Source organism: Achromobacter sp. ACRQX (assembly GCF_022346505.1).
Taxonomy (GTDB): domain Bacteria; phylum Pseudomonadota; class Gammaproteobacteria; order Burkholderiales; family Burkholderiaceae_B; genus Achromobacter; species Achromobacter animicus.
Window position 1 is genome coordinate 111,161 of record NZ_JAKRML010000001.1, and the last position, 25,747, is coordinate 136,907.

The window sequence follows — 25,747 nt, forward strand, 5'->3', positions numbered from 1 at the left end:
TTTCACATACCAGCTAGTCGAATATATGAATATACGATGGCAGCGCGCCTTCCTACACTGCGGAAAACACGTAAATGCCCGCACCGCAGATTGCAGGAGACAACCCCGATGAACGCCCCTCTACCCCCTGGCGTGGCCGATACCCATGGCCTGTCGCTGGACGACAAATACGCGCAGCCCACCGGCCGCGTCTACCTGAGCGGCACGCAGGCGCTGGTGCGCCTGCCGCTGATGCAGAAGCAGCGCGACCAGCAGGCCGGCCTGAACACGGCGGGCTATGTGTCCGGTTACCGGGGCTCGCCGCTGGGCGGTCTGGACCAGGCGCTGTGGAAGGCCAAGCGCCATCTGAAGGCGAACGACGTGGTGTTTCAGCCCGGCCTGAACGAAGACCTGGCGGCAACTGCAGTCTGGGGATCGCAGCAGCTCAATCTTTTTCCCGGCGCGCAGCGCGATGGCGTCTTTGGCATGTGGTACGGCAAGGGGCCGGGTGTGGACAGGTCGGTGGACGTGCTCAAGCACGCCAATTCGGCCGGCACGTCCGCGCACGGCGGGGTGCTGATGCTGGCGGGCGACGACCACGCCGCCAAGTCGTCGTCGGTGGCACACCAGTCGGAACACGTGCTGATCGCCAGCGGCATTCCGGTGCTGTACCCCTCCAACGTGCAGGAGTACCTGGACTACGGCCTGCACGGCTGGGCCATGAGCCGGCACACCGGTCTGTGGGTGGCAATGAAGTGCGTGACGGATGTGGTGGAATCCAGCGCCTCGGTCGACGTGGACCCGTCGCGCGTGCAGATCGTGCTGCCCGAAGACGGCATGCCGCCGGGCGGTTTGAACATCCGCTGGCCCGATTCGCCGCTGGCGCAGGAAGCGCGCCTGCTGGACCACAAGTGGTACGCGGCGCTGGCCTATGTGCGCGCCAACAAGCTGAACCGCGTGGTGCTGGATTCGCCCAATGCCCACTTCGGCATCATGACGGCCGGCAAGGCGTATCTGGACGTGCGGCAGGCGCTGAACGACCTGGGGCTGGACGAGGCGGCCTGTGCGCAGGCCGGCATCCGCGTGCTGAAGGTGGGCTGCATCTGGCCGCTGGACGCGCAGGACGCGCGCGAGTTCGCCACCGGGCTGAAGGAAATTCTGGTTGTCGAGGAAAAGCGCCAGATCCTGGAATACGCGCTGAAGGAAGAACTCTACAACTGGCGCGACGACGTGCGCCCGCGCGTGTTCGGCAAGTTCGACGAACGCGAGAACGGCGGCGGCGAATGGTCCACGCCGCGCGGCGGATGGCTGCTGCCGGCGCGCTACGAGCTGTCGCCCGCGCTGATCGCCCGCGCCATCGCCGCGCGCCTCGAAAAAGCCGATCTGTCCGACGCACTGCGCGCCCGCATCGCGGCGCGCCTGGCCGTGATCGACGCGAAAGAACGCGAGGCCAGCCGCCCCACGCTGGTCGAAGAGCGCAAGCCCTGGTTCTGTTCCGGCTGTCCGCACAACACCTCGACCCGCGTGCCGGAAGGGTCGCGCGCGGTCGCCGGCATCGGCTGCCACTACATGGCGATGTGGATGGACCGCAATACCGACACCTTCAGCCAGATGGGCGGGGAGGGCGTGGCGTGGCTGGGTCAGAAGGACTTCACGTCCGAGCGCCACATCTTCGCCAACCTGGGCGACGGCACGTATTTTCATTCGGGCCTGCTCGCCATCCGCGCGGCTATCGCGGCGCGTGCGCGCATCACCTACAAGATTCTCTACAACGACGCCGTCGCCATGACGGGCGGGCAGCCCGTGGACGGCGTGCTGACCGTGCCGCAGATTGCGGCGCAGATGCTGGCCGAAGGCATCGTCAAGACGGTGGTGGTGACGGACGAGCCCGATAAATACACCGGCGCGTTGACCTTGCCGGCCGGCATCGAGGTCCACCACCGCAAGGCGCTGGACGAGGTGCAGCGCGCGCTGCGCGACATCGACGGCGCCACCGTGCTGATCTACGACCAGACCTGCGCCACCGAGAAACGCCGCCGCCGCAAGCGCGGGGATTATCCCGACCCGGCCAAGCGCGCCTTCATCAACGAAGCGGTCTGCGAAGGCTGCGGCGATTGCTCGGTGCAGTCAAACTGCCTGTCGGTCGAACCGCTGGATACGCCGCTGGGCACGAAGCGGCGCATCAACCAGTCGTCGTGCAACAAGGACTTCTCGTGTGTCGAGGGCTTTTGCCCCAGCTTCGTGACGGCCGAAGGCGCGGTGCCGAGCAAGCCCGGCAAGCAGGGCGGCGCGCCCGCGCTGCCCGAGGCCCCGCTGCCCGAGCGCGCCGATATCGCGCCGGGCGCCGCGTATCGCGTGGTGGTCGCGGGCGTGGGCGGCACGGGTGTGGTGACGGTTGGCGCGCTGATCGGCGCGGCCGCGCACATCGAGGGCAAGGGCGTGACCGTGCTGGACATGGCCGGGCTGGCGCAGAAGGGCGGCGCGGTGCTCAGCCACGTGCAGCTGGCCAACCGGCCCGAGGATCTGCACGCTACGCGCGTCGCGCTGGGCGAGGCGGATCTGGTCATCGGCTGCGATGCGCTGGTGTCGGCGTCGCCCGAGGTGCTGTCGCGCCTGCGGCCGGATCATGGCCGCGCGGTGGTCAACAGCAGCGCCGCGCCGACGGCCGCGTTCCTGTCGCAGCCGGCCTGGCGCTTTCCGGGGGCGCAGGCGCAGGCCGCGCTGACGCAGAGCACCGGCGGACATGTCGACTTCCTGGAGGCCGGCCCGCTGGCCGAGGCCCTGCTGGGCGACAGCATCTACGCCAATCTGCTGCTGTTGGGCTATGCGTGGCAGAAGGGCGGCCTGCCGCTGTCGCTGGACAGCCTGCGCCGCGCGATCGAGATCAACGGCGTGTCGGTGGACAAGAACCTGGCCGCCTTCGAACTGGGCCGTCAGGCCGCGCATCGCGGCGCCGACGCGCTGCGCCCGGCGGCGGCCGAGCGGGTGGTGGCGCTGCCTGAAACCCTGGATGCGCTGGTCAACCGGCTGGCGGCGCACGTGCGCGATTACCAGGACGACGCGTACGCGCAGCGCTATCTGGCGGCCGTGGCGGCGGTGCGCACCCGTGAAGCCGCGCTGGGCGACAAGCGTCACGAGGTCACGCGCGCCGTGGCCCGCAATCTGGCCAAGCTCATGACCTACAAGGACGAGTACGAGGTGGCGCGCCTGCATGCCGACCCCGCGTTCAAGGACCGGCTGCGCGCGCAGTTCGAAGGCGAGCCGGGCCGCGACTACACGCTGCGCTACTACCTGGCGCCGCCGGCGTTGGCGCGCCGCGACGCGCGGGGCCGTCCGCAGAAGCGCGCGTATGGGGCGTGGATGGAAACGGCGTTCCGATTGCTCGCGCCGATGAAGCGCGTGCGCGGCACGTGGCTGGACGTATTCGGCAGGACGGCCGAGCGCCGCATGGAGCGCCAACTTGCGGCGGATTATCTGGCGCTGGCCGAGGAGTTCGCCCGCACGCTGGACGACGGCAACCGCGACGCGGCGCTGGAACTGGCCAACGTGCCGGATGCGATCCGCGGGTATGGGCATGTGAAGGAAAAGAGCGTGGAGCAGGCGCGCAGCAAACAGGCGGCGCTGTGGGAGCGGTATCGCGCAGGCAAAGCGCGGTTGGCGGCCTGAGCTGGCGGACGGGTCGACCGCGCGCAGCTGCGGCCTGACCGCGCTGGCGAGACGACCTGGCCCCGCGCCGTGAGCCGCCCGGCCATGCTGGCGCTGCGGGAGCGTGGTGTACGATCCCCCGTCAATGCGGGGGCCCGTCCCCGCCGCCCGCTGGATCCGCCATGGAAAGCATCCTCCGCAAACTCGACCTGACTTCGCTGCGCCTCTTTGTGGCGGTCTGCCAGGAGAACAGCATCGCGCGGGCGGCCGAGCGCGAGTTCATCGCGCCTTCCGCCGTCAGCCGGCGCATCGCCGACATGGAAGCGCTGATCGGCCTGCCGCTGATCGCCCGGCACACCCGCGGCGTGTCCGTGACGCCGGCCGGGCAGACCGTCCTGCGCCATGCGCGGCAGATCATCGGCGACGTCGAGGCGATGGGGGCGGAGCTGTCGCGCTTCTACGAGGGCGTGAAAGGGCACGTGCGGGTGGTGGCCAACCTGTCGGCCATCGTGCAGTTCCTGCCCGAGGACGTGGCGGCGTTTCAGCGCCTGTTTCCCGACGTGGACATCGACCTGGAAGAACAGCACAGCCCGGATGTCCTGCGCCTGGTGCGCGAGCGGGCGGCCGACTTCGGGATCTGCAACCAGATTGCGGGCGCCGATGGGCTGGAACAGCTGCCATACCGCCGCGACCGCCTTGCCGTCATGCTGCCGTCCAATCACCCCAAGGCGTCGGCGCGCCAGCTCAGCCTGCAGGACATTGCCGACGAGACCTTCGTCGGCCTGCGCGAGAACAGCGCGTTGACGCAGCTGCTGGCGGCGCGAGCCGCGGCGCTGGGCGAGACGTTGTCGGTGAAGATCCGCGTGGCCAGCCTGGACGCGCTGTGCAGGATGACACACGCCGGGCTGGGCATCGCCGTGATGCCGCAGCAGGTCGCGGAGTTGTATCTGCAGGCGCTGGACGTGGTGGTGCGTCCCCTTTCCGATGCGTGGGCACGTCGCCAGCTTTGCATCGTGTTTCCGAACCAGGCGCAGTTGTCGGCGACAGCGAGCAAACTGGTCAGGTTTTTGGCGCAGCAGGGCTGACGGTTGGCGGCGGCGCTGCTGCGCCGCAAGCAACGCAGCGACCGAAGCGGTTGCCGCCGCAGCCACGGGCGCCTCCCGTCGTCGGAACCCGCCGTCGCCATTCGCGATGGCGGGGCTGCCGATATGACACTTCGCGGTTGACGGCCGTCTTCGTATAGTCAAAGCGCGTTCATCGCCGGTACGGGGCATCCAGACCCCGCTGCGTCCTATACGGAGACATCATGACCCCCACCAGATTGCTCGCGAGCTGTGCGCTCGCGCTTGGCGCCATGTGCGCGGCTGCGGCCGCGTCCGCCGCCGGCTACCCGGACCATCCCATCCGCCTGATCGTGCCCACGTCGCCCGGCTCGACCGCCGACGTGGTGGCGCGCGTCGTGGCCGATAACCTGGGCAAGACGCTGGCCCAGCCGATGATCGTGGAAAACCTGGCCGGCGCGGCGGGCATCCCCGGCACACGCCAATTGGTGTCGGCCAAGCCCGACGGCTACACCCTGGGCATCGTGTCGTCCAACCACGCCATCAACCCCAGCCTGTACAAAAGTCTGCCCTACGACACGGTCAAGGACATCACGCCGATTTCCGTCATCGGCACGACGCCGCTGGTGGTCGTAGTGGCGGAGAACTCGCCGTACAAGACGATGGACGACCTGCTGAAGGCCGCCCGCGCGCAGCCGGGCAGGATCAATTACGGCTCGTCCGGCACGGGCAGCGTGCTGCACCTGGCTGGCGAGCTGCTCAAGTCCAAGGCGGGCGTGGACATGATGCACATCCCGTACAAGGGCGGCAACGCGCTGATCACCGACGTCATGTCGGGACAGATCCAGGTCGCCTTCCTGGCGACCCCGTCCGTGCTGGCGCAGGTGCAGGCGGGCAAGCTGCGCGCACTTGCCGTCAGCACGCCCGAACGCCTGCCGATCCTGCCCAACGTGCCCACGCTGGACGAGGCCGGGGTGAAAGGCTATTCGTACGATGCCTGGATCTCGCTGATCGGACCGGCCGGGCTGCCCGCCGATATCGTGCAAAAGCTGCAAGCCGCCACGCACAAGACCATGCAGGAGCCGGCGGTGCTCAAGGCGCTGTCGCCGCAGGGCTTTGTGTCGCAGGGCACCACGGCGGAACAGGCGGCGCAGACGCTGGCCGCCGAGATCACCAAGAGCCAGACGCTCGTCAAGGCGGCGGGCGTCACTATCGAATGACCGGATTGCCATGACTGCCGTATCTGTACTCGACGCCCCGGCCCGCCTGCTGTTTCTGACGCAGGATCCGGCCCGCGTGACCGCGCAACTGGGCGGCGCGGCGCTGACGCTGCCCCAGGCCGCGCCGCTGCGCGACGACATCTCCACCGACGAGATCACACCCGTGCCGATCCTGACCCACTTCGACGAGAAGCTGGGCCGGTATCCGTACACGGGTTTTCGGGCGGGCGACACCCAGCCCATCGGCATCGATGCCATCCGGCACGCCGGCATCAACGTCGTCGTCGCGGGCAAGCGGTACGGCAAGGGCTCGTCACGCGAGCACAGTCCGATGGCAGAGAAGTCTGCCGGCGTGCGGCTGGTGATTGCCGAGAGCTTCGAGCGCATCTACCGCCAGAATGCCGACAACATCGGGCTTTACACCAGCACCGACATGGGGCTGGTGGCGCGGCTGCAAGGGGGCGAGCGCATCACGGTCGATGAGATCGTGGCGGGGCGCGACGCGCTGGCGGCGGCGATTGTCAGGGCGGGCGGGCTGCTGGCTTTCGGGCAGGCGCAGTTGCGGGATGTGTCGGCGGCGGGTGAACGTCTGGAGGAGGACGGTCCGGGGACTGGCGCGCCGGAATCCGGCGTGTCGGGTGTCAGTGATTCCACCGCCGATTCGGCCGCGCCTTCTGTCGGGCCTCCACACACGCTCTTCGAGAAGATCGTCCGGCGCCATCTCTTGAAGACCGCCGCGACCGCGTCCAACCCGCAGCAGGGCGACGGCGTCTTCCTGCGCGCGGACTGGCGCTTCATCCATGAGTACTACTCCGGCATGGCCGCCCATATGCTGCATGCGCGGTTCAAACGGCCCCTGCGTCTGGTGGACCCCGACCGCATCGTGGTGTTCGAGGACCACACCTCCTACGTCGAGGAAAGCCCCAACCACGTGCGCGCGGGCATCGTGCCCAACGTGCGCGCCATGTGCCAGGCGCAACGCGACTTCGCCGACGCCTACGACCTGCGCCAGCACCGCACGCTGACCGAGGCCGAGGCCGCGCGCGACACCGGCGCCAACGTGGCCGGCATCTCGCACGCCATGATGGCTGAACACTACGCGCTGCCGGGGCAGGTCGTCGTGGGCACCGACTCGCACACGCCGCACAGCGGCGCGTTGGGATGCGTGGCCTTTGGTGTGGGCACCACCGACATGGCGAACGCGTTCGTCACGGGCGCGGTGCGGCTGACGCTGCCGGCCTCGCTGCGCATCGAACTGGACGGTGCGCCTGCGCCCGGCGTTACCGCCAAGGACATCGTGCTGCATCTGCTGGCGCTGCCCGAAATCCGCGCGGGCGCCGGCGTGGGCAAGGTGTTCGAGTTCGCCGGCGAGGCCATCGTCAGCCTGTCCATCGACGAGCGCGCCACGCTGACCAACATGACCGCCGAGCTCGGCGGACTGACCGGCATCGTCGCGCCGGATTCCGAGACGGCGCGCTTTCTGCGCGAACGCCGCGGCGTGGATGCCGCCATCGAAGCGTGGATGCGCAGCGATCCAGGCGCCGACTACGCCGCCGTTCTGCGCGTGGACTGCGCGGCGCTGTCGCCGCTGGTGGCGGCGCCCGGCGATCCGGGCAATGGCGTGCCGCTGTCCACCCTGACCGCGCGGCCGCGCATCGACATTGCGTATGGCGGCTCCTGTACCGCCGGCAAGCGCGAGGATTTCGACTACTACCATCAGGTGCTGGCGTGGGCGGTGGCGCGCGGACTGCGGCTGCCAGACGGCGTGACGCTGTATCTGCAGTACGGCACCACGGCCGTGCGCGATTACTGCGTGGCGCAGGGCTATGACAAGACGTTTGCCGCCGTGGGCGCGCGCATCCTGCAGCCGTCGTGCGGCGCGTGTGCGAACTGCGGGCCGGGGTCGTCCACCGAGGCGTCTCAGGTGACGATCAGCGCCATCAACCGGAATTTTCCGGGCCGATCGGGGCCGGGCAGCGTCTGGCTCGCCAGTCCGCCAACGGTCATGGCGAGCGCGCTGGCAGGGGAACTGGCGTCGTTCGCCGAGTTGCAGGTGCGATACGGCGCGTAGCCATGCCGGACGGTCCGGATCACTAGGGTTCCCCCCACTTCGCGCGCCGCGAAGCCCAGCTTCACAAATCCTTAATTGGCAGCCAAACCGGGCTGCGTCAGAGTGCGCATCAGAGAAAACGGCCGCCAGATGCCGTTTCCGGCCGCGCGCATGGATATCGCGGCCCGCCGCAAGGCGCCTTCGCACGGAAAAAACACCCTGTCGACGATGTGAACCCGGGACACACCGGGAGCTTGCTGATCGGCCGCGCCGTCCGGGCTGCGGCTTACCCCTGTTGGTCCGAGGAGACAACAATGAGCAAGAGCTGGAAGGCAATGGTTGGGGCGGTGGCGGTCATGGCGGGCGGATGGGCACATGCTGCCGACGCGCCGCCGGTGGACGTAAAACTGATGCAGCTGTCGGTGGGCAAGATCGAGCTGGACAAGGGTTTCATGACCGCGATGGTCGACGTGGGCACCAAGATCAAGATTCCGGTGCCGGCCTACGTGATCCAGCACCCGCGCGGCCTGGTGCTGTTCGACACCGGCATGAACCAGGCCACGGCCGACGGCAATTGCGCCAATTATTGGGGCCAGGGTCTGTGCGGCGCGTTCAATTCCATCCAGGGCCGCGACGAGGTCATCGACCGCCAGCTCAAGGCCGCCGGCTTTGACGTGAGCGACGTGAAATACGTCGTGTACTCGCACTTCCATCTGGATCACGCCGGCAATATCAAGATGTTCCCCAAGGCCAAGCACGTGGTGCAGAAGGCCGAGCTGCGCGCCGCCTGGTGGCCCGAGAAATTCCAGCGCGCGGCCTACGTCATGAAGGACTTCGACACCACGCGGGACTACGACTTCATCCAGGTCGAGGGTGACTTCGATCTGTTCGGCGACGGCACCATCGTGCTGCTGGACACCAAGGGCCACACGCAAGGCCACCAGTCGCTGCAGGTCAAGCTGCCCAAGACCGGCGTCGTGCTGCTGGCGGCCGATGCCATCTACACGGGTGAAAACGAGGCCGGCGTCATTCCCGGCATCACCTGGAACACGGCGGCGTCCATGCAGGCCATCGACCGTCTCAAGCAGATCCGCGACGCGCGCCAGGGCCAGCTCTGGTACAGCCACGACGCGGAGCAGCACGCGCAGAACGCCAAGACCAAAGTGTTCGACTAAAAGGCGCGCCATGGAGCCCGCCGTCGCCTTGCACCAGGTCTGCAAGTCGTTCGGATCCCGCCAGGTTCTGGAATCCCTCAGCCTGTCCGTCAGGCCGGGGGAGATCCTGGGCCTGCTGGGTCCGAACGGCAGCGGCAAGACCACTACGCTGCGCCTGATGGCGGGCTTTTACACGCCCGACAGCGGGCGCATCACGATTCGCGGACGTGAGCCCGCGCCGGGCCGCGGCAACGCCGACATCGGCTATCTGCCCGAACGCGCGCCGCTCTATGACGCGCTGACCGTCACGCAGTATCTGGAGTTCGGCGCGGGCGTCAAAGTGCAGGGCGGCGCCAGCGCGCGCCGCCTGGCCATCGAACGCGCCATCGATGGCTTCGATCTGCAGGGCGTGGCGCGCTCGGTGATCGGACGCCTGTCCAAGGGGCAGCGTCAGCGCGTGGGGCTGGCGCAGGCGGTGCTGAACGACCCGCCCGTCCTGCTGCTGGACGAGGCCACCAACGGCCTGGATCCCGTGCAGATCGTCGAAGCCCGCGCCATGATCCGCCGCTGCGCCGAAGGCCGCGCGGTGGTGTTCAGCAGCCACCTGATGCAGGAAGTCGAGGCGCTGTGCTCGCGCATTGCGATCCTGCGGCAGGGCCGGTTGGTCGAGGACCAGCCACTGGGCGAATCGCGGTTGGCGCTGCAATTGCTGCTGGCGTTGCCCGCCGCCGGGCATGCCGCATTGCACGCGGCGTTGTCCGCGTGTCCGGGCGTGAAGGCGGTGGACATCACGCTGCTCGATGCCGGCACCAGCAAGTGGCGCGTCACGTGGGACGCCCCGGGTGCAAGCGTGACCGGCCGCCATATCGCCAGTGCGACGACTAACGCCGCCAACGACGCGACCAATGCCGCCGCCTGCGACGCGGTCCTGCGCACCGCGCTGGCGCACGCGGAACTGCGCGCCGTGCTGCCCGCGCAGGAAGCGGTCGAAGCCCGCCTGCTGGCGGCGCTGGCGCCTAACGATCCCCCGTTACGGAGACGCGCATGAAGGGTTTCGCGGCGTTGTACCGCAAGGAACTGCGCACCGACTTCGGCTCGCCCGTGGCGCTGGCCGTCGTGGCGGTGTTCTGGGCTTTGTCGGGCTATCTGTTCAGCTTCAACCTGTTCTTCGTCAGCACCGGGCAGATGGTGACGGCGTTTCACAACATGACCATCCTGCTGATGTTGGTGATGCCGCTGGTCAGCATGCGCGCCTTTGCCGAAGAGGCGCGGCAGGGAACGCTGGAGCTGCTGCTGACGCTGCCGCTGTCGGACTTCACGCTGGTGGCCGCCAAGTTCGCGGCCGGGCTGACCATGCTGGCGCTGATGCTGGCCGGCACGATGTCGGCGGTGCTGCCGCTGGCCTGGTACGGCCAACCGGACTACGGTCCCATCGTGGGCGGGTACATCGGCGTGTTCCTGTACGGCGCGCTGTTCCTGGCGATCGGCATTGCGGTGTCCAGCGCCTGCTCAAATCAGATCGTCGCCGCCAGCGCCACGTGGGGCATCCTCGTGCTGCTGTGGTTCATCGACTACCCGGCGGCGCTGGATGCGTTTCCGGCGCTGTCGCCGTTCTTCCAGGCCCTGTCGCTGTCGGCGCAGCACGTGGACTTCATCCGGGGCGTGCTGCCCGGACCCGCCACCGTCACGCTCGCCAGCGTGGCCGTGCTGGCGTTGATGGTGGCCGCCGTCAACCTGAAGCGCTGGAGGCTGCGATGAGCCCCGCCGTGCGCCGCGCCGGGCGGCGGCTGTCGCTGTGGCTGCCGGTGCTGGCCGTGGCCGCGCTGCTGCTGGCGCTGAACCTGTGGGCGTCGCGCCATCTGGGCCGTATCGACCTGACCGCGCAGCGCGTATACAGCTTGGCTCCCGAAAGCCTGGAAGTCGCGCGGCAGGTGCGCCGGCCGGTCGAGGTGACGTGGTTCTACGACCTGCGCAACAAGAGCATGGTCGACGCGCTGGAACTGCTGCGCCAGTACGAACGCGAGAACCCGCTGATCCGCGTGCGCGGCGTCGACCCGGCGCTGCGCCCGGCCGAGGCGCGCGCTGCCGGCATCCAGTTCGCGGGCAGCGCGGTGCTGGCCTCGGGCGAGCGTCGCACCACCATCAACGGCGGCACCGAAACCGACTTCACCAACGCGATCATCCGCATCAGCCAGAACGGCGCGCAGACGGTCTGCTTCACGCAGGGCCATCGCGAAGCGCCGCTGGACAGCCTGACGTCGCTGGACGACCTGGAAGACCACGACCACGACGAGAACCTGGTGGCGCGTGTCGAGGTGCATGAACAGCACGGCATGGCGATGGCGCGCAACGCCTTGCAGACGCTGGGGTTTTCGACGCGCGCGGTGGGCGCGGGCACTCTGGCGCAGGCGTTGCCGCGCTGCGCCGTCGTGGTGGCTGCCGGTCCGCGTACGCCGTTTGGCGAGGACGACGCCCAGGCGCTGCGCCGCTGGACCGGCGCGGGCGGCAAGACGCTGTTGCTGCTGGAACCCGATACCCGGCACGGCCTGGACGGTCTGCTGTCGGACTTCGGCATCGCGCTGGCGCCTGGCGCGCTGGCCGATGCGGGCAGTCACTACCGCAACGATCCCGGCAGTCCGGCCGTCAGCGACTACACGCGCCACAAGATGACGCGCGGCTTGCCGCTCAGCTTCTTTCCGGGAGCGGCCGGCCTGGAACCCGCGGGCGACGCGCTGCCGCCCGGCGTGGTGGTGACGCCGCTGGCGCAGACCTCCGCCGATGCCCAGGTGCCCGGCCAGCCGCCCTCGCGCTACACGCTGATGGCGCTGGCCACGCGCAACGCGCAGGCGGCCAACGCGGACGGGGCCGCGCATCCCACGCTGCTGGTTGCGGGCGACAGCGATTTCGCCATCAACCGGCATTTCGCCACGCTGGGCAACGGCGCGCTGTTCACCAACGCCGTCACCCTGCTCGCGGGCGAGGACGCGTTGTTGACCATTCGGCCCCGGCATTACGAAAACCGCCGCGTGGAACTGACCAACCGTCAGATGCGCGCGGTGTTCTGGACCAGCACGGTGGCCTTGCCGCTGCTTGCGCTGCTGACGGGACTGCTGCTGTGGTGGAGGCGGCGGTGAACGCGCGCGCGGCCCTGTGGCCGGCGCTGCTGGCGGCAGGCATTGTGCTGTCGGCGTGGCAATGGCACGAGGCCGCCGAATCGCCGGCGCATCACGACGGCCACACGCATCTGCACGACGATCGCGGCAAGCCCGGGCGGCTTTACGCCTGGGAACCCGGCATGGCTGCGCAGGTGACGCTGGCGGGTCCCGACGGATCGGTTCGACTGGCGCGCGGCCCGCAGGGCTGGACCGCCACGCCATCGGGCGCCGCAGCAGGCTTTGATGTGGCCGACTTCATCGCGCTGTTCTCGCAGACCCGCAGCGACCGCACGCTGACCCCGCAGGACGGAGAAACCTATGGCCTTGCGCCGCCGCAACTGCGCATCGACGTGCGCGATGCCGCGGGCGCGACCTTGGCATCGCTGGATGTAGGCGCGCTGGCGCCGGATGGATTAGGCCGTTATGTACGCCTGCCGGATGAGGCGCAGATCCGGATTATCCCGGACTATCAAACCCGGGCGCCGCTGGCGGCGCTGGGGGCGCCAGCCGCCACTCCATCGCTTGTTAAACCCGCCTTGCACAAAGATAAATAGGTCGCCGATCAACCCCTACCTATACTTCGCAAACATAGGACGGCGGACCGGCCCGAGCCGTTGCGGGATGGGCCTGTAAGCCAGCCATAAAAGTGCCTTCCGGCGTCTTGCGCAGCCTGCGCAGGACAGCACGGAAAGGTTGATAACGAGACAAGGGCGCGCCGGGCGCGCCCGGGGCGCAAGCCCGCACGCCGCGCGATCCTGACGGTTCGTCGCGTCCGTGCTCAGCGTATTGGGAGAAGACGCTTGACCTTGGATCTACTGCCTCTCGCCTTGGTGGACGGCGTGGCATACGCCAGTCTGCTATTCCTGGTGTCGATGGGGTTAACCCTGGTGTTCGGTGTGATGGGGATACTGAACGTTGCCCACGGCGCGTTCTACGCCTTTGGCGGCTATGCCGCGGCCAGCCTCGTCATGTTCGTGGCGCCCAAGACCGACTCCCCCATTCTTCTTTTCGCGGCGCTGTTCGTGGCGGCCATCGCCGTCGGGCTGCTGCTGGGCAGCATCATGGAATTCGTCCTGATCCGCCGCGCCCAGAACTACGATCCCATCCTCAAGCTGCTGCTCACTTTTGGCGCGTTCCTGATGCTGGAAGACATCCAGCGCATGCTGTGGGGTGCGCAACCCTACAGCGCCAGCGAAGTCGTCAACCGGCTGGGAAACATCGAGATCGGCGACATCACCTACACGACATATCAGCTTGTCGTGGTCCCCGCCACGGCGCTGCTGGCCTACGTGTGCCTGGAGTTCTTCCTGCGCCACACCAAGCTCGGCAAACAAACCGTGGCCACCACGCACCACCGCGAGGTCGCCACGTCGCTCGGCATCAACGCCAAGAAGATCGGCTACGTCACCTTCGTGATCGCGACCATCCTGGGCGCGCTGGGCGGCGCGCTGGCTTCGCCCACGACGTCGCTGGTGCCGGGCGCCGGCACCGACATGACGGTGCTGTCGTTCGCAGTGGTCGCCACCGCCGGGCTGGGCCAGATCACGGGCGCGCTGATCGCCGCGCTGCTCATCGGCATCATCCGCGCCATCGCCGTGTATGCGGCGCCGGAGCTGGAAGTCGCCGTGCCCTACATCATCATGGTGCTGGTGCTGATCATCCGCCCGCACGGCCTGTTCACCGTTGCTCAAGCGAGGACGATCTGATGAAAGTCCCTGTCCTCAGCCTGCTGGCCGCGTTGTTCACGCTGTTTCTTGGCTACACCTATTCCTGGACCATCACGCCCATCGTCATCGGCCTGACCTACGCGATTGCCGCGCTGGGCGTGTCGGTGATGGCGCGCGCCGGCCAGATTTCGTTCGGCCACGCCATGTTTGCCTGCATCTCGGCGTACACCGTGGCGTTCCTGGCCAAAGCCATGCCCGGTCTGGATGCGCTGGTGCTGATCCTGGCCGGCGTCGTCGCCAGTTTTGTCGCTGCCGTGGTCATTGGCCTGTTCGTTGTGCGTTACCGCGGCATCTTCTTCGGCATGTTGAACCTGGCGCTCAGCATGGTGCTGTTCGCGCTGCTGGGTAAGCTCTACACGCTGACCGGCGGCTCCGACGGCATGCGCATCGTGCGCCCGACCATGGCCGGCATCGTGATGGAGCGCGAATCCTTCGAACGCGCGCTGCTGGTGCTGACGCTGGTCCTGTCGCTGGTGCTGGCGTGGTGGGTGCAGCGTTACTTCCGCTCGGGCAGCGGCCAGGCGCTGTCGGCCATCAAGACTAACGAAACGCGCATCGAATACCTGGGATTTTCCGCGTACTTCATCATGTGGAAGGGCTATCTGCTGTCGGCGGTGGTGGTGGGCTTTTCGGGCGCGATCCTTGCGCTGATGCAGGGGCTGGTCACGCCGGAAATCGGCTCGTGGCTGCGCTCGGGCGAATTCGTCTTCATCACCATCCTGGGCGGGGCGGGCCACGCGGCCGGCGCTTTCCTGGGCGCCGTGGGCTTCGAATCCGTGAAGCTCGTGTCCGCCGCCTACTTCCCCGGTCTCTGGCAGTTCCTGTTGGGCCTCACGCTGATCCTGGTCATCTTCATGTTCCCCACGGGCTTCGTGGGCCAGATCACCAAGCGCATCAAATCGCGTGAACGTGCGCAGCGGCGCGCGCAGGCGCCCGTGCAGGTCGCGGCAAGGAACTGACATGAAACCCCTGATTCAAACCACCGACCTGTACCTGGCCTTCGGCGGCGTGGTGGCCGCCGACAACATCAACTTCGAGCTGCACGAGGGCGAACGCCTGGCAGTGATCGGCCAGAACGGCGCGGGCAAGACCACCTTCATCAACATCTGCACGGGGTACCTGACGCCCGCCAAGGGCAAGGTCTATTTCGACGGCAAGGACGTCACCGCCATGGCCCCGCGCAAGATCGTGCGGCTGGGCATGGGGCGCTCGTTCCAGCTGCCGCAGCTGTTCACCGAGCACACCGTGCGCCAGTGCGTGCAGATCGCGGCCGCGCGCCGCAACAAGGAACTGAGCTGGTTCCGGTCGCTGGAAAGCACCATCGACGCGCGCGAGGTGGACGCCACGCTGGACCTGGTGGGCCTCTTGCCCGACGCCGACGAAGCCTGCATCGAGCTGCCCGAAGGCAAGCGCAAGCTGCTGGACGTGGCGATGGCGCTGGCATTGCAGCCCAAGCTGCTGATCATGGACGAGCCCACCAGCGGCGTCGCGTCGGAAGACAAGTTCGCGCTGATGGAGACCGTGATGCACGCGCTGGACGAGCGCCGCGTGACGAGCTGGTTCGTCGAGCACGATGTGGACATCGTGTCACGCTACGCCACCCGCGTGGCGGCGTGGATCGCCGGCAAGGTGGCCGCCGACGGCTCGCCCGAGGAAGTCTTGAACAATCCGCAGATCAGAAGCGAAGTGCTGGGGGCCTGAACCATGTTGAATCTATCGGCCATCAACGTCGACCTGGCGGGCAATCGCATCCTGCGCGACGTCAGCGCCAACTTCGAAGCGTCCCGCACCATCGGCATCGTCGGGCGCAACGGCGCGGGCAAGACCACGCTCTTGCGCACCATCATGGGCCTGACGCGCATCCGCTCCGGCAGGATCGCGTTCGACGGCACCGACCTCACGTCGCTGCCCGGTCACAAGCGCGCCGCGATGAAAGTGGGCTACGCGCCCGAAGACCGCGTCATCTTCCCGACCATGACCGTCGAGGAAAACCTGCACCTGCCGTGCGAAGTGCAGGGCCAGTCCAAGGCCGAGATCCAGACCCGCATGGAGACCGTGCTGAAGGTGGTGCCGCAGCTGGAGCCCATGCTCAAGCGGTCCGGTTCCGCGCTGTCGGGCGGGCAGGGCAAGATGGTGGCGCTGGCGCGCGCCGTTATGGTCGGCACGCGGCTCCTGATGCTGGATGAACCCTTCCAGGGGCTCGCGCCCAAGCTGGCGCGCGACTACACCGAGGCGCTGGGTCGGCTCAAGGAAATGCAGCCCGACCTGTGCGTGGTCATCACCGAATCCAACGTGAAGCTGCTGGGCGACATTCCCGACCAGATATGGACGATCGAGCGCGGCTCGATCACGCTGAACTGATACCCCACGGAGACATTCCCATGACGCAGATGATTATCGGCGGCCGCCAGGTCGACGCCCAGGACGGGCGCACGATCGAGGTCGTTTCCCCCGTAGACGGCCAGGTGTTCACCACCATCCCGCGCGGCCAGCAGGCCGACGTGAACGCGGCGGTGCAGGCCGCGCGCGACGCGCTGGAAGGCGAATGGGGCGACATGACGGCGCTGGAACGCGGCCGGCTGCTGATGCGCCTGGGCGAAAGCGTGCTGGCGCACCACGAGGAACTGGCGCAACTGGAATCGCGCGATACCGGTAAGCCCATGTCCACCGCGCGCGGCGACATCACCGTGCTGGCCCGGTACTTCGAGTTCTACGGCGGCGCGGCCGACAAGGTGCACGGCCAGACCATCCCGTTCCAGAAAGACTATTCGGTGCAGCTCATCCGCGAACCGCTGGGCGTCACCGCGCACATCATTCCGTGGAATTACCCCGCGCAGATGTTCGGCCGCAGCGTGGCGCCGGCGCTGGCCATGGGCAACGCCGCGGTCGTCAAACCCGCCGAAGACGCCTGCCTGTCGATCATCCGCGTGGCCGAACTGGCGCTGGAAGTGGGCTTTCCGCCGGGCGCGCTGAACATCGTCTCGGGCCTGGGCGACGAGGCCGGCGCCGCGCTGTCGCGCCATCCCGGCATCAACTTCATCACCTTCACCGGCTCCAACGAAGTCGGCGTGCTGGTCCAGCAGGCCGCTGCACTGAACGCGGTCAAGTGCGTGCTGGAGCTGGGCGGCAAGTCGGCGCACATCGTTTTTGACGACGCCAACTACAAGCTCGCCATTCCGGCCATCGTCAAGGGCATCGTCCACAACACCGGCCAGACCTGCACCGCGGGCAGCCGGCTGCTGGTGCAAAAGGGCATCTACGACGACTTCATGAAGGCGCTGGGCGAGGAGTTTTCCAAGGTGCGCGCGGGCACGCCGGACATGGACCTGACCTGCGGCCCCGTCGTCAACAAGGCGCAGTACGACCGCGTCAACCGCTACATCGCCAAGGGTCTCTCTGAAGGCCTGCAGGTCGCGGCCGAAGGCGGCATCGCCGACGGCGTTCCGCAGGGCGGCTTCTTCGTCAAACCCACGCTCTTTGCCGCCACCAGCCACGACAGCGACCTGCTGACGGAAGAGATTTTCGGCCCCGTACTGGTCGCGCTGCCCTTCGCCGACGAGGCCGAGGCCATTCGTCTTGCCAACGCCACCGACTACGGCCTGCTGGGCGCGGTGTGGACCGAGAACGGCGGACGCCAGCAGCGCGTGGCGCGCGGCATCAAGTGCGGCCAGGTCTACATCAACGGCTTCGGCGCGGGCGGCGGCGTCGAGCTGCCCTTCGGCGGTGTCAAGAAAAGCGGCCACGGCCGGGAAAAAGGCTTCATCGCGCTGGAAGAGATGAGCACGACCAAGACCCTGATTCAGTTCTATGGCGAGTGATCGCCGCGCATCATACGGAGACAGAAAATGAGCCAGTTGCAAGGCAAGGTTGCGATCGTCACGGGCGGGGGCAACGGTTTCGGCGAGGGCATCGTCAAGCTGTACGCCAAGGAAGGCGCCAAGGTCGTGATCGCGGACATCAATAAAGAGGCCGCCGACCGCGTGGCTGCTGAAGTCGGCGATGCCGCGCTGGCGGTGAAGGCCGACGTGTCCAGCCGCGCCGACATCGACAACGTGGTGCGCGCCGCGCTCGACAAATTCGGCGCCGTGGACATCGTGGTCAACAACGCCGCCATCACCCACAAGAACCAGCCGATGCTGGACGTGGACGAGGCCACGTTCGATCGCATGTTCGACATCAACGTGAAGTCGATCTATCACATGGCCCAGGCCGTCGTGCCCGTCATGCGCAAGCAAAAGCGCGGCGTGATCCTGAACATCGGATCGACGGCCGGCATCCGTCCGCGCCCCGGCCTCAGTTGGTACAACGCGTCCAAGGGCGCGGTCAACGTGCTGTCCAAGTCGATGGCCGTGGAGCTGGGCGGCGAAGGCATCCGCGTCAACGCCATCTGCCCGGTCATGGGCGTGACCGGCATGTTCGAACTCTTCATGGGCCTGCCCGACACGCCGGAGAACCGCGCGAAGTTCGTGTCGACCATTCCGCTGGGCCGCTTCTGCCAGCCGTCCGACGTGGCCGCGGCCGCGCTGTTCCTGGCCAGCGATGCGGCCGAGTTCATCACCGGCGTGGAGTTCCCCGTCGACGGCGGACGCACGGTGTAGGTTTGGACGCCGGCTTGCCGCGGGGTCGCGGCATGCCGGATGCCGCGACCGCCCGCGGTCCGGATCACTTCTGTGGATGAAGACGCATGAAAATCAAAGCGGCGTTATTGCGGCAAGTGGGGGTCGAGGGACCGTACGCGCAGACCCGGCCCCTGACCATCGCGGATATCGAGCTGGACCCGCCCGGGTTCGGCGAGGTGCTGGTCAGAATCCGTGCGGCCGGGCTGTGCCATTCGGACCTGTCGGTCATCAACGGCGACCGGCCGCGCGGCGTGCCGATCGTGCTGGGGCATGAATCGTCCGGCGAAGTCGTGGAAACCGGGCCGGGCGTCTCGGACCTGAAGGCCGGCGATCACGTTGCCATGGTGTTCGTGCCCAGTTGCGGCTGCTGCAACCCCTGCATGGAAGGCCGGCCCGCCTTGTGCGAGCCCGGCGCCGTCGCCAACACGAAGGGCACGCTGCTGGGCGGCGAGCGCCGCCTGCATATCGGCGACGAATACATCAACCATCACACGGGCGTATCCTGCTTTGCGGAGTACGCTGTGGTGTCGCGGCGCTCGTGCGTCAAGGTTAACGTCGAACTGTCCCACCGCGAGGCCGCGCTGTTCGGCTGCGCCGTGCTGACCGGCGCCGGCGCCGTCATCAACCGTGCGCGCATCAAGATGGGCGACACGGCCGCGATCGTCGGGCTGGGCGGCGTGGGCCTGAGCGCACTGCTGGCCGCCGTTGCCGCGGGCGCGCGCCGCGTGGTCGCCATCGACCTCAGCGACGAGAAGCTGGCGCTGGCGAAAGAGCTGGGCGCCACGCACCTCGTCAACCCGAAGCAGGTCAAGACCGACGACGACCTCATGGATCTGGCTGGCGGCCGCGTGGACTTCGGCTTCGACATGGCGGGCGCGGTGCCGGCCTTCGAGACCGCCTACAAGCTCACGCGCCGGGGCGGCGCCACGGTGACGTCCGGCCTGCCCAACCCTAAGTTCAGCTTTCCGCTGTCGCTGTCGCAGATGGTGGGCGAAGAGCGCGAGATCCGGGGCAGCTACCTGGGCTCGGGTGTACCCGCCATCGACATCAGCCGCTACATCGACCTGTACAAGGCCGGCCGCCTGCCGGTGGACCGGATGATGGGCCAATCGTTTTCGCTGGACCAGATCAACGAGGGGTTCGATCACCTCGCCACCGGCGGCAGCCTGCGCGACGCCATCGTTTTCTAAGGGCACAGACCCGATCAACAACACTGGAGACAACACCATGAAGACCTCAAGACTGGCGGCCCTCTTGGGCGCTACCCTGCTGTCGGGCCTGGCCACGCTGGCCATCGCCGCCGACAAGCCCAAGGAACTGAACGTCGGCATCTCGACCTTCCTGTCGGGCTCGGCGTCCGTGTTCGGGGTGCCGGCCCGCGACGCGGCCGACATCCTGATCGAAGAGATCAATGCCAACGGCGGCATCGACGGCGTGAAGATCGTACCCAGCTACATTGACGAAGGCGGCGGCGGCGAGAAGCTGCTGTCCGAATACCGGCGCCTGGCCGAAGGCGGCACGCGCGTGATGCTGTCGGCCATTTCCAGCGGCCACTGCAACATCGTCGCGCCCGTGGCCGAGGACCTGAAGGTTCTGAACGTGCTGTGGGACTGCGGCACGGAAAAGGCGCTGGAAGGCAAGAAATACAAGTACGTCGTGCGCACGCAGGCCAACGCCACCACCGAGATGGTCGCGCAGGTGCTCTACCTGATGAAGGTGAAGCCCGACTTCAAGACCATCGCCATCGTCAACCAGGACTACGCCTGGGGCCGTGATTCGCGTGACATCTTCCTGGCCGCGCTCAAGAAGTTCAAGCCCGACGTCAAGGTCGTCGCCGAGATGTTCCCCAAATTCGGCGCTGCCGACTTCTCCACCGAAATCAGCCGCCTGCAGGCGCTGCGCCCGGATGTGATCGTCTCCACGTCATGGGGTGGCGACTTGGACAACTTCGTGCGCCAGGCCTCGCAACGCAACCTGTTCAAGAACTCCACCTTCGTGCTGTCGCTGGCCGAAAGCTCGCTGGAACGCCTGGGCAACGCCCTGCCGGAAGGCGTCCTGGTCGGCGCGCGTGGCGACCATTACTTCCTGCATCCGGAAACCAAGGACGATCCCAAGCACCAGGCCTTCGTGAAGAAATTCCACGACAAGACCGGCGCCTATCCGATCTACTCGGTTTATCACATGGTGCAAGGCATCAACGGTCTGAAGGCCGGCTACGAAAAGGCCATCAAGGACAACGGCGGCAACTGGCCCACGCCTGAACAGGTGGCGGCGGCGATGCACGACGTCAGCTTCAAGGGCTATGGCCGCGAGATCCAGATGCACCGCGCTGATGGCCAGGCGTTGGAAGCGCAGCTGTTCGGCGTGACCAAGAAGAGCGACAAGTACCCGTTCAAGGTGCTGGCCGACATCACCATCGTGCCGGCTGAACTGGTCACGCCCGGGGTGACGGATACGTCGATGGCGTGGATCGAAAAGAGCCTGACGCCTGATGTATTGAAGAGCGACCAGATCAAGGTGTTCCCGAACTGATCGGGACGGACAGGGCAAGCAGCAGTGTGTGGTGCAGGGATAGCCCCGGCGTGCGCGCCGGGGCGTTTTTTTTTGCTACAGCTCCAGCACCACCTTCTTGCCCCCGCACGATCGCGAGCAGCAGGCCATCATCTTGTTGTTCGCCTCGCGTTCCGCGCGCGTCAGCACCACGTCGCGATGGTCGATGTCGCCTTCCAGCACGCGCACCTCGCACGATCCGCACAGCCCTTCCTCGCAATCGCTCTGCACATCGATGTTGGCGCCGCGCAATGCGGTCAGCAGCGTCTGGTCCGCAGGCACGTTGAGGACAATCCCCGAATCCTTCAGCACCACCTCAAAGGCCTGTTCCTTCGACGGGTCCAGCGTCCCCAGCGTGGAATGGAAGTGCTCCACCCGCAGCGTATCTTCCGGCCATGCCGCGCAGCAGCCGGCCAGCGCATCCAGCAGACCCTGCGGACCGCATGCATAGACCTGCGTGCCGGCGCGCGGCTCGGCGAGCAGGGCGGCATAGTCCGCGCGAGTGCCCTCGTCCTTGACGTGCAGATGCAGGCGATCTCCGTGCAGCGAGGCAAGTTCGTCCGCCAGCGCCATGCAAGCGCGCGAACGCCCGCTGTAATGCAGTTCGTAGTCCAGCCCCAGCACCCGCGCACGCCGCGCCATGGCGCTGATGGGCGTGATGCCGATGCCGCCCGCGATCAGGATGAGTTTTGAAGCCGATTCGTCCAGACGGAAGTGATTGCGTGGTCCACGAATGCGCAGGCGCGCGCCGGGCGTGGCGTTCGCGTGCATCCAGGCGGAACCGCCGCGGCCATTTTCTTCGCGCAGCACGGCAATTTCAAAGACGCCGGTCTCGGCCGGATCGCCGCACAGCGAATACTGTCGCGACAGGCCGGTATTGCCGCATTCCACGTCGATGTGCGATCCGGGCGACCAGCGGGGCAGGGGCTTGCCGTCCGGCGACACCAGGCGCAGCCGCACGATGCCGTCGGCCGCCGTTTCTGCGCTGTGCACCACGACCGGCCGGGTGATGGCGTGTGAGGACGGCTCGCCAATGCGCACGGGGTGCCTGTTCTCCAACAGCGAAGGATTTGCACGTTCCGGATTCTGCGCCGGATCCCATTCGACCCAGAGATGTTCCGGGCCGCGGAACGAAGTGTTCGGCACATACGTAAACGCCTGTTCCGCCAGCTTCAGATGGGGCAGGCGGCGCGTCAGCTCCTCCAGGAAGATCTGCATCTCCATGCGCGCCAGATTCTTGCCCATGCACTGGTGCGAGCCATACCCGAAGGTGAGCTGGTCGCTGGCGTTTTCGCGGCGGATGTCGAAGAGGTCGGCGTCTTCAAACTGGCCCTCGTCATGGTTGGCCGACGAGGTCACGATCAGCAGCTTGGAGCCGGCCGGAATCGCCACGCCCGCGATCTCCACGTCGCGCGTCGCGAGCCGCCGCCAGGCAGCCACCGAGCCGTTGTGCCGCAGGCATTCCTCGACCGCGTTCGGGATCAGGTTCGGATCCTCGCAGATCTCGCGCCAGGCTTGGGGATGCTGCAGCAGCAGCTTGATTGCGTTGGCCGACGCGTTGGCGGTGGTCTCGTGCGCCGCCACGATGCCGGCCATCATCATCGAATGCAGGTACGAGTCGGTGACCACCTCCGGATGGGTCTGCTGCTTGCGCAGGCCGTATTGCATCCAGCCGGGGCCGGACGGATCCTGCCGCATCTTGTCCAGGATCTTGCCGGCCAACTGCCAGAAATTGCCGACCGCGTGGGCGACGGCAACCTGTTCTTCCGGCTTGGGCCGGCCCCAGGTGTTCACCGTGTGCGCGATGGAATACTGGCGCAGCAGATCCATGTCTTCTTCGGGCACGCCCAGGAAGTGCAGGGCCACCGTCAGCGGCACTTCCCACAGCATCTGGTCCACGAGATCGGCGCGGCCGTCGTCGATGAAGCGGTCCACGTAGTCGCGCGTCAGGCGTCGCACCATCGGTTCGTGGTGCTTCAATTCTTCAGGCGTGAACGGGTCCATCAGCACGCGGCGGCGCGGCATGTGCGCGGGCTCGTCCTCGTTCACCAGCGTGCGATTCATGGCGTAGCCGTACGACGCCAGCACCGCGTTGGCCTCCGGCCCCGTCGGCGTGATCTTCTCCAGCGCGATGGACGGGCTGAAGGTGATGTTGTCGCGGAAGATCGCCTTGATGTCGTCGTAGCGCGTTACGACCCAGTAACCCAATTGCGGGCTGTAGAACACCGGCTCTTGCTCGCGCGCCCAACGCACGTATTCCGGCGGGTCCTGCTGATAGCCGTCGCCAAAGGGGTCGAACGCGGCGGCGCGCGCGCTGACCGGACAGCCCGTCGGGCTCTGCGCCGCGGCCAACGCGGCGTGATCGATGGGACAGCCCGAGGGGCGCGGGGTAGCGGATGCTTGGTTCATGAGGTCGTTCCGTGTGTTCGTCTTGCGGGCCCGCCGCGGGTTCGGCGTTTGGTGCGCGGCATACGATGTGCGGCGGGCCGGTGATGCGGGTTCAGCGTGATGCCGTGAGCGTGATCCTCAGTCCAGCGTGATGTCCAGATCCTTGATCAGCTTCTGCCAGCGGGCGCGCTCGGCGGTCAGCATCTCGGCGTACTGCGCAGGCGTGTTGCCGATCGGCTCTATGCCGAACTCCACCAGACGCTGGCGCGTGGCCGGGTCATTGATGGTCGCAACCACTTGCTTGTTCAGCGCATCGATCACGGGCTTGGGCGTCGCGGCCGGCACCACCACGCCAACCTGCGCCGCGGCTTCCACGTTCTTCAGGCCGATTTCGGCAAAGGTCGGCACGTCGGGCAGTTGCGGCAGGCGGGTCGGATTGGCGACCGCCAGCGCCTTCACCTTGCCGCCGTTGATGAAGCCGGCGCCAGCGGCCAGATCCACCATCATCGCGGGCACCTGCCCGCCGGCCACGTCCGCCAGGGCGGGTGACGCGCCGCGGTAGGGCACGTGCGTCAGGGTCAGACCCGCTTCAACCTTCAGCAATTCCATCGCCAGGTGGTGCGGGCTGCCCGCGCCGGCCGACGCGTAATCCAGGCCTTCCTTGCGCGCCTTGGCTTCCGCCAGGAATTCCTTGGCCGAGTTGACCTTCATGGCCGGACCCACCACCAGGATCATCGGAAACCGTCCCATCAGCGTGACGGGCGCCAGATCCTTCGCCGGGTCGTACGACAGCTTCTTGTAGAGGGCCGGGTTGAACACCAGCGTGCCGTTGTCGGCGGACAGCATCGTGTAGCCGTCGGCCGGGGCGCGCGCCGTTTCCGACGCCGCAATCGCCGTGTTGCCGCCCGGCTTGTTCTCGATCACCACCGGCTGGTGCAGGCGCCCCGTCAATCCCTGCCCGATGCTGCGCGCCAGGAAATCCGACCCGCCGCCCGCGGCGTACGGCACGATCCAGCGCACGGGCTTGGACGGGTAATCGGCCGCCGCCTGCTGCGCGGACGCGCTGGCACAAGCCAGCAGGGGCAGGGCCATCAGGCCGGCCAGGATGTGGTGTTTAACACTGCGCATGGACAAGTCTCCTCGTTGTGGAATGTCAAAAGTGCATTCCTTATTTGCGTAAAGCATATACGCAATGCGTAATTTTTGAAGAAGGGTTAACCTTAGTGCCGCTCCAGGCTTTCGATCCCTCGTTTGCCGGCGAGCGTCTGCCCCGGAGCTGTATTTCCCCATGAGCAAAGCCGCCTTGCCGCCTGAATCCGACCTCGAATCCGACCAGGATCCGGCCGCCCGGCCGCGCGAGCGACGTCAGCGGGTCCAGGCCGCCGAGACCGGCATGTCTGTGCTGAAAGGGCTCGCTCGCCTGGGTGGCCGCGCCAGCCTCACGGCCTTGGCGGCCCACGTCGGCGAAAGCCCCGCCAAGGTCCACCGCTACCTGATGAGCCTCATCGCCGAAGGCCTGGTCGACCAGGAAGTGGCGACGCAGCAATATCACCTGGGCCTGGAAGCGCTTTATGTCGGGGTAGCCGCCATGCGCCAGGCCGACCCCCTACGCATCGGCGAACCCGCGCTCGTGCGCCTGCGCGAAAGCCTGGCCGTCACGTGCTTCATTGCCGTCATGGGCAACAAAGGCCCGACCATCGTGCGCTTCGAGGAACCGGGTCTGCCGGTCACCGTGAACGTGCGCGTCGGCTCGGTCCTGTCAATGCTGTGGTCGGCCACGGGGCGCGCATTTCTTGGTTTGCTGGATGAGGCGCCGGTGCGGGCGCTGGCGGAAGCCGAACTGGCCGGCGCACCGGCCGAACAGCGCGCGCTGCTGGATCGCGACGATCCCATCGGCGTCTTGCGGCGAGACGTGCGGGCGGCGGGATGCGCCACCGTGAAAGACACCAATCTGCGCGGCATCAGCGCCGTGTCGGCGCCGCTGTATGACCATACTGGGCGGGTCTGCGCGGTATTGACCGCGCTGGGCGCGACGGGCGGATTCGACGTGTCCGAGGGCGGGGCGGTGGTGGCCGCGGTTAAGCGCGAGGCGCTGGCGGCCAGCGTGGCGTTGGGGTATGTGGCGGGGTGATTCTGCGCAGAAGCCCTGCAGATTCAGACCAATCCTCATCGACACCCAAGTCGCTCCTTGCGACATTG

20 protein-coding genes are annotated in these 25,747 nt (G+C 67.3%); 18 read left to right on the forward strand and 2 right to left on the reverse strand.

Annotation, left to right across the window (positions count from 1 at the left end):
* Nucleotides 1-108: 108 nt before the first annotated feature.
* From MHZ91_RS00485 to MHZ91_RS00565, 17 genes are all read left to right on the forward strand, one after another.
* Nucleotides 109-3,645: an indolepyruvate ferredoxin oxidoreductase family protein gene (locus tag MHZ91_RS00485; RefSeq protein ID WP_239211323.1), complete on the forward strand. Its 3,537-nt coding sequence runs from the start codon at nucleotides 109-111 to the stop codon at nucleotides 3,643-3,645.
* Between the two features lie 161 nt (nucleotides 3,646-3,806).
* Nucleotides 3,807-4,709 carry a LysR substrate-binding domain-containing protein gene (locus MHZ91_RS00490; protein WP_175137857.1) on the forward strand — a complete coding sequence of 301 codons (903 nt, stop codon included), beginning with the start codon at nucleotides 3,807-3,809 and terminating at the stop codon, nucleotides 4,707-4,709.
* A gap of 221 nt (nucleotides 4,710-4,930) precedes the next feature.
* Nucleotides 4,931-5,905: a tripartite tricarboxylate transporter substrate binding protein gene (locus MHZ91_RS00495; protein WP_239211324.1), complete on the forward strand. Its 975-nt coding sequence runs from the start codon at nucleotides 4,931-4,933 to the stop codon at nucleotides 5,903-5,905.
* Between the two features lie 10 nt (nucleotides 5,906-5,915).
* Complete coding sequence (locus MHZ91_RS00500; protein ID WP_239211325.1) at nucleotides 5,916-7,976, forward strand: aconitase family protein; 2,061 nt, start codon at nucleotides 5,916-5,918, stop codon at nucleotides 7,974-7,976.
* 293 nt (nucleotides 7,977-8,269) lie between these two features.
* Complete coding sequence (locus MHZ91_RS00505) at nucleotides 8,270-9,130, forward strand: N-acyl homoserine lactonase family protein (RefSeq protein WP_056559238.1); 861 nt, start codon at nucleotides 8,270-8,272, stop codon at nucleotides 9,128-9,130.
* Nucleotides 9,131-9,140: 10 nt separating this feature from the next.
* Nucleotides 9,141-10,157, forward strand: coding sequence for an ABC transporter ATP-binding protein (locus MHZ91_RS00510; protein ID WP_239211326.1), 1,017 nt, complete (start codon nucleotides 9,141-9,143; stop codon nucleotides 10,155-10,157).
* Nucleotides 10,154-10,867: an ABC transporter permease gene (locus MHZ91_RS00515; RefSeq protein WP_175122433.1), complete on the forward strand. Its 714-nt coding sequence runs from the start codon at nucleotides 10,154-10,156 to the stop codon at nucleotides 10,865-10,867. Before MHZ91_RS00510 ends, MHZ91_RS00515 begins: the two co-directional genes overlap by 4 nt.
* Nucleotides 10,864-12,243 (forward strand): GldG family protein, encoded by a 1,380-nt coding sequence (locus tag MHZ91_RS00520; RefSeq protein WP_239211327.1) that lies wholly within the window; start codon nucleotides 10,864-10,866, stop codon nucleotides 12,241-12,243. Before MHZ91_RS00515 ends, MHZ91_RS00520 begins: the two co-directional genes overlap by 4 nt.
* Nucleotides 12,240-12,818, forward strand: a complete 579-nt coding sequence (locus MHZ91_RS00525; RefSeq protein WP_239211329.1) for a DUF4340 domain-containing protein — start codon at nucleotides 12,240-12,242, stop codon at nucleotides 12,816-12,818. The genes MHZ91_RS00520 and MHZ91_RS00525 overlap by 4 nt, the downstream gene beginning before the upstream one ends.
* Nucleotides 12,819-13,064: 246 nt before the next feature.
* Nucleotides 13,065-13,970, forward strand: a complete 906-nt coding sequence (locus tag MHZ91_RS00530) for a branched-chain amino acid ABC transporter permease (protein WP_175122436.1) — start codon at nucleotides 13,065-13,067, stop codon at nucleotides 13,968-13,970.
* Nucleotides 13,970-14,950 (forward strand): branched-chain amino acid ABC transporter permease, encoded by a 981-nt coding sequence (locus MHZ91_RS00535; protein ID WP_175137852.1) that lies wholly within the window; start codon nucleotides 13,970-13,972, stop codon nucleotides 14,948-14,950. The genes MHZ91_RS00530 and MHZ91_RS00535 overlap by 1 nt, the downstream gene beginning before the upstream one ends.
* 1 nt (nucleotide 14,951) lies before the next feature.
* A complete protein-coding gene (locus tag MHZ91_RS00540; RefSeq protein WP_175122438.1) occupies nucleotides 14,952-15,692 on the forward strand; it encodes an ABC transporter ATP-binding protein in 741 nt (246 codons plus the stop codon).
* Between the two features lie 3 nt (nucleotides 15,693-15,695).
* Complete coding sequence (locus tag MHZ91_RS00545) at nucleotides 15,696-16,352, forward strand: ABC transporter ATP-binding protein (RefSeq protein ID WP_239211331.1); 657 nt, start codon at nucleotides 15,696-15,698, stop codon at nucleotides 16,350-16,352.
* Nucleotides 16,353-16,372: 20 nt separating this feature from the next.
* Nucleotides 16,373-17,809, forward strand: coding sequence for an aldehyde dehydrogenase family protein (locus MHZ91_RS00550; protein ID WP_239211333.1), 1,437 nt, complete (start codon nucleotides 16,373-16,375; stop codon nucleotides 17,807-17,809).
* 27 nt (nucleotides 17,810-17,836) lie between these two features.
* Complete coding sequence (locus MHZ91_RS00555; RefSeq protein ID WP_175122441.1) at nucleotides 17,837-18,589, forward strand: glucose 1-dehydrogenase; 753 nt, start codon at nucleotides 17,837-17,839, stop codon at nucleotides 18,587-18,589.
* An 86-nt stretch (nucleotides 18,590-18,675) separates the two neighbouring features.
* Nucleotides 18,676-19,800 (forward strand): zinc-dependent alcohol dehydrogenase family protein, encoded by a 1,125-nt coding sequence (locus MHZ91_RS00560; RefSeq protein WP_239211336.1) that lies wholly within the window; start codon nucleotides 18,676-18,678, stop codon nucleotides 19,798-19,800.
* 37 nt (nucleotides 19,801-19,837) lie between these two features.
* Nucleotides 19,838-21,142, forward strand: coding sequence for an ABC transporter substrate-binding protein (locus MHZ91_RS00565; protein ID WP_239211339.1), 1,305 nt, complete (start codon nucleotides 19,838-19,840; stop codon nucleotides 21,140-21,142).
* Between the two features lie 75 nt (nucleotides 21,143-21,217).
* Here MHZ91_RS00565 and MHZ91_RS00570 read toward each other — a convergent pair whose 3' ends face one another.
* Nucleotides 21,218-23,569: a cytochrome P450/oxidoreductase gene (locus tag MHZ91_RS00570; RefSeq protein WP_239211341.1), complete on the reverse strand. Its 2,352-nt coding sequence runs from the start codon at nucleotides 23,567-23,569 to the stop codon at nucleotides 21,218-21,220.
* Between the two features lie 117 nt (nucleotides 23,570-23,686).
* Nucleotides 23,687-24,676, reverse strand: coding sequence for a Bug family tripartite tricarboxylate transporter substrate binding protein (locus tag MHZ91_RS00575; protein ID WP_370647763.1), 990 nt, complete (start codon nucleotides 24,674-24,676; stop codon nucleotides 23,687-23,689).
* A gap of 160 nt (nucleotides 24,677-24,836) precedes the next feature.
* Here MHZ91_RS00575 and MHZ91_RS00580 point away from each other — a divergent pair, with 160 nt between their 5' ends.
* Nucleotides 24,837-25,679: an IclR family transcriptional regulator gene (locus MHZ91_RS00580; RefSeq protein WP_239211345.1), complete on the forward strand. Its 843-nt coding sequence runs from the start codon at nucleotides 24,837-24,839 to the stop codon at nucleotides 25,677-25,679.
* Nucleotides 25,680-25,747: the final 68 nt, after the last annotated feature.

Coding starts and splice junctions, on each gene's coding strand:
- MHZ91_RS00545 (WP_239211331.1), top strand. CDS start 15,696: ATGTTGAATCTATCGGCCATCAACGTCGACCTGGCGGGCAATCGCATC.
- MHZ91_RS00535 (WP_175137852.1), top strand. CDS start 13,970: ATGAAAGTCCCTGTCCTCAGCCTGCTGGCCGCGTTGTTCACGCTGTTT.
- MHZ91_RS00500 (WP_239211325.1), top strand. CDS start 5,916: ATGACTGCCGTATCTGTACTCGACGCCCCGGCCCGCCTGCTGTTTCTG.
- MHZ91_RS00565 (WP_239211339.1), top strand. CDS start 19,838: ATGAAGACCTCAAGACTGGCGGCCCTCTTGGGCGCTACCCTGCTGTCG.
- MHZ91_RS00510 (WP_239211326.1), top strand. CDS start 9,141: ATGGAGCCCGCCGTCGCCTTGCACCAGGTCTGCAAGTCGTTCGGATCC.
- MHZ91_RS00555 (WP_175122441.1), top strand. CDS start 17,837: ATGAGCCAGTTGCAAGGCAAGGTTGCGATCGTCACGGGCGGGGGCAAC.
- MHZ91_RS00495 (WP_239211324.1), top strand. CDS start 4,931: ATGACCCCCACCAGATTGCTCGCGAGCTGTGCGCTCGCGCTTGGCGCC.
- MHZ91_RS00560 (WP_239211336.1), top strand. CDS start 18,676: ATGAAAATCAAAGCGGCGTTATTGCGGCAAGTGGGGGTCGAGGGACCG.
- MHZ91_RS00575 (WP_370647763.1), bottom strand. CDS start 24,676: ATGCGCAGTGTTAAACACCACATCCTGGCCGGCCTGATGGCCCTGCCC.
- MHZ91_RS00540 (WP_175122438.1), top strand. CDS start 14,952: ATGAAACCCCTGATTCAAACCACCGACCTGTACCTGGCCTTCGGCGGC.
- MHZ91_RS00520 (WP_239211327.1), top strand. CDS start 10,864: ATGAGCCCCGCCGTGCGCCGCGCCGGGCGGCGGCTGTCGCTGTGGCTG.
- MHZ91_RS00570 (WP_239211341.1), bottom strand. CDS start 23,569: ATGAACCAAGCATCCGCTACCCCGCGCCCCTCGGGCTGTCCCATCGAT.
- MHZ91_RS00515 (WP_175122433.1), top strand. CDS start 10,154: ATGAAGGGTTTCGCGGCGTTGTACCGCAAGGAACTGCGCACCGACTTC.
- MHZ91_RS00485 (WP_239211323.1), top strand. CDS start 109: ATGAACGCCCCTCTACCCCCTGGCGTGGCCGATACCCATGGCCTGTCG.
- MHZ91_RS00580 (WP_239211345.1), top strand. CDS start 24,837: ATGAGCAAAGCCGCCTTGCCGCCTGAATCCGACCTCGAATCCGACCAG.
- MHZ91_RS00505 (WP_056559238.1), top strand. CDS start 8,270: ATGAGCAAGAGCTGGAAGGCAATGGTTGGGGCGGTGGCGGTCATGGCG.
- MHZ91_RS00490 (WP_175137857.1), top strand. CDS start 3,807: ATGGAAAGCATCCTCCGCAAACTCGACCTGACTTCGCTGCGCCTCTTT.
- MHZ91_RS00550 (WP_239211333.1), top strand. CDS start 16,373: ATGACGCAGATGATTATCGGCGGCCGCCAGGTCGACGCCCAGGACGGG.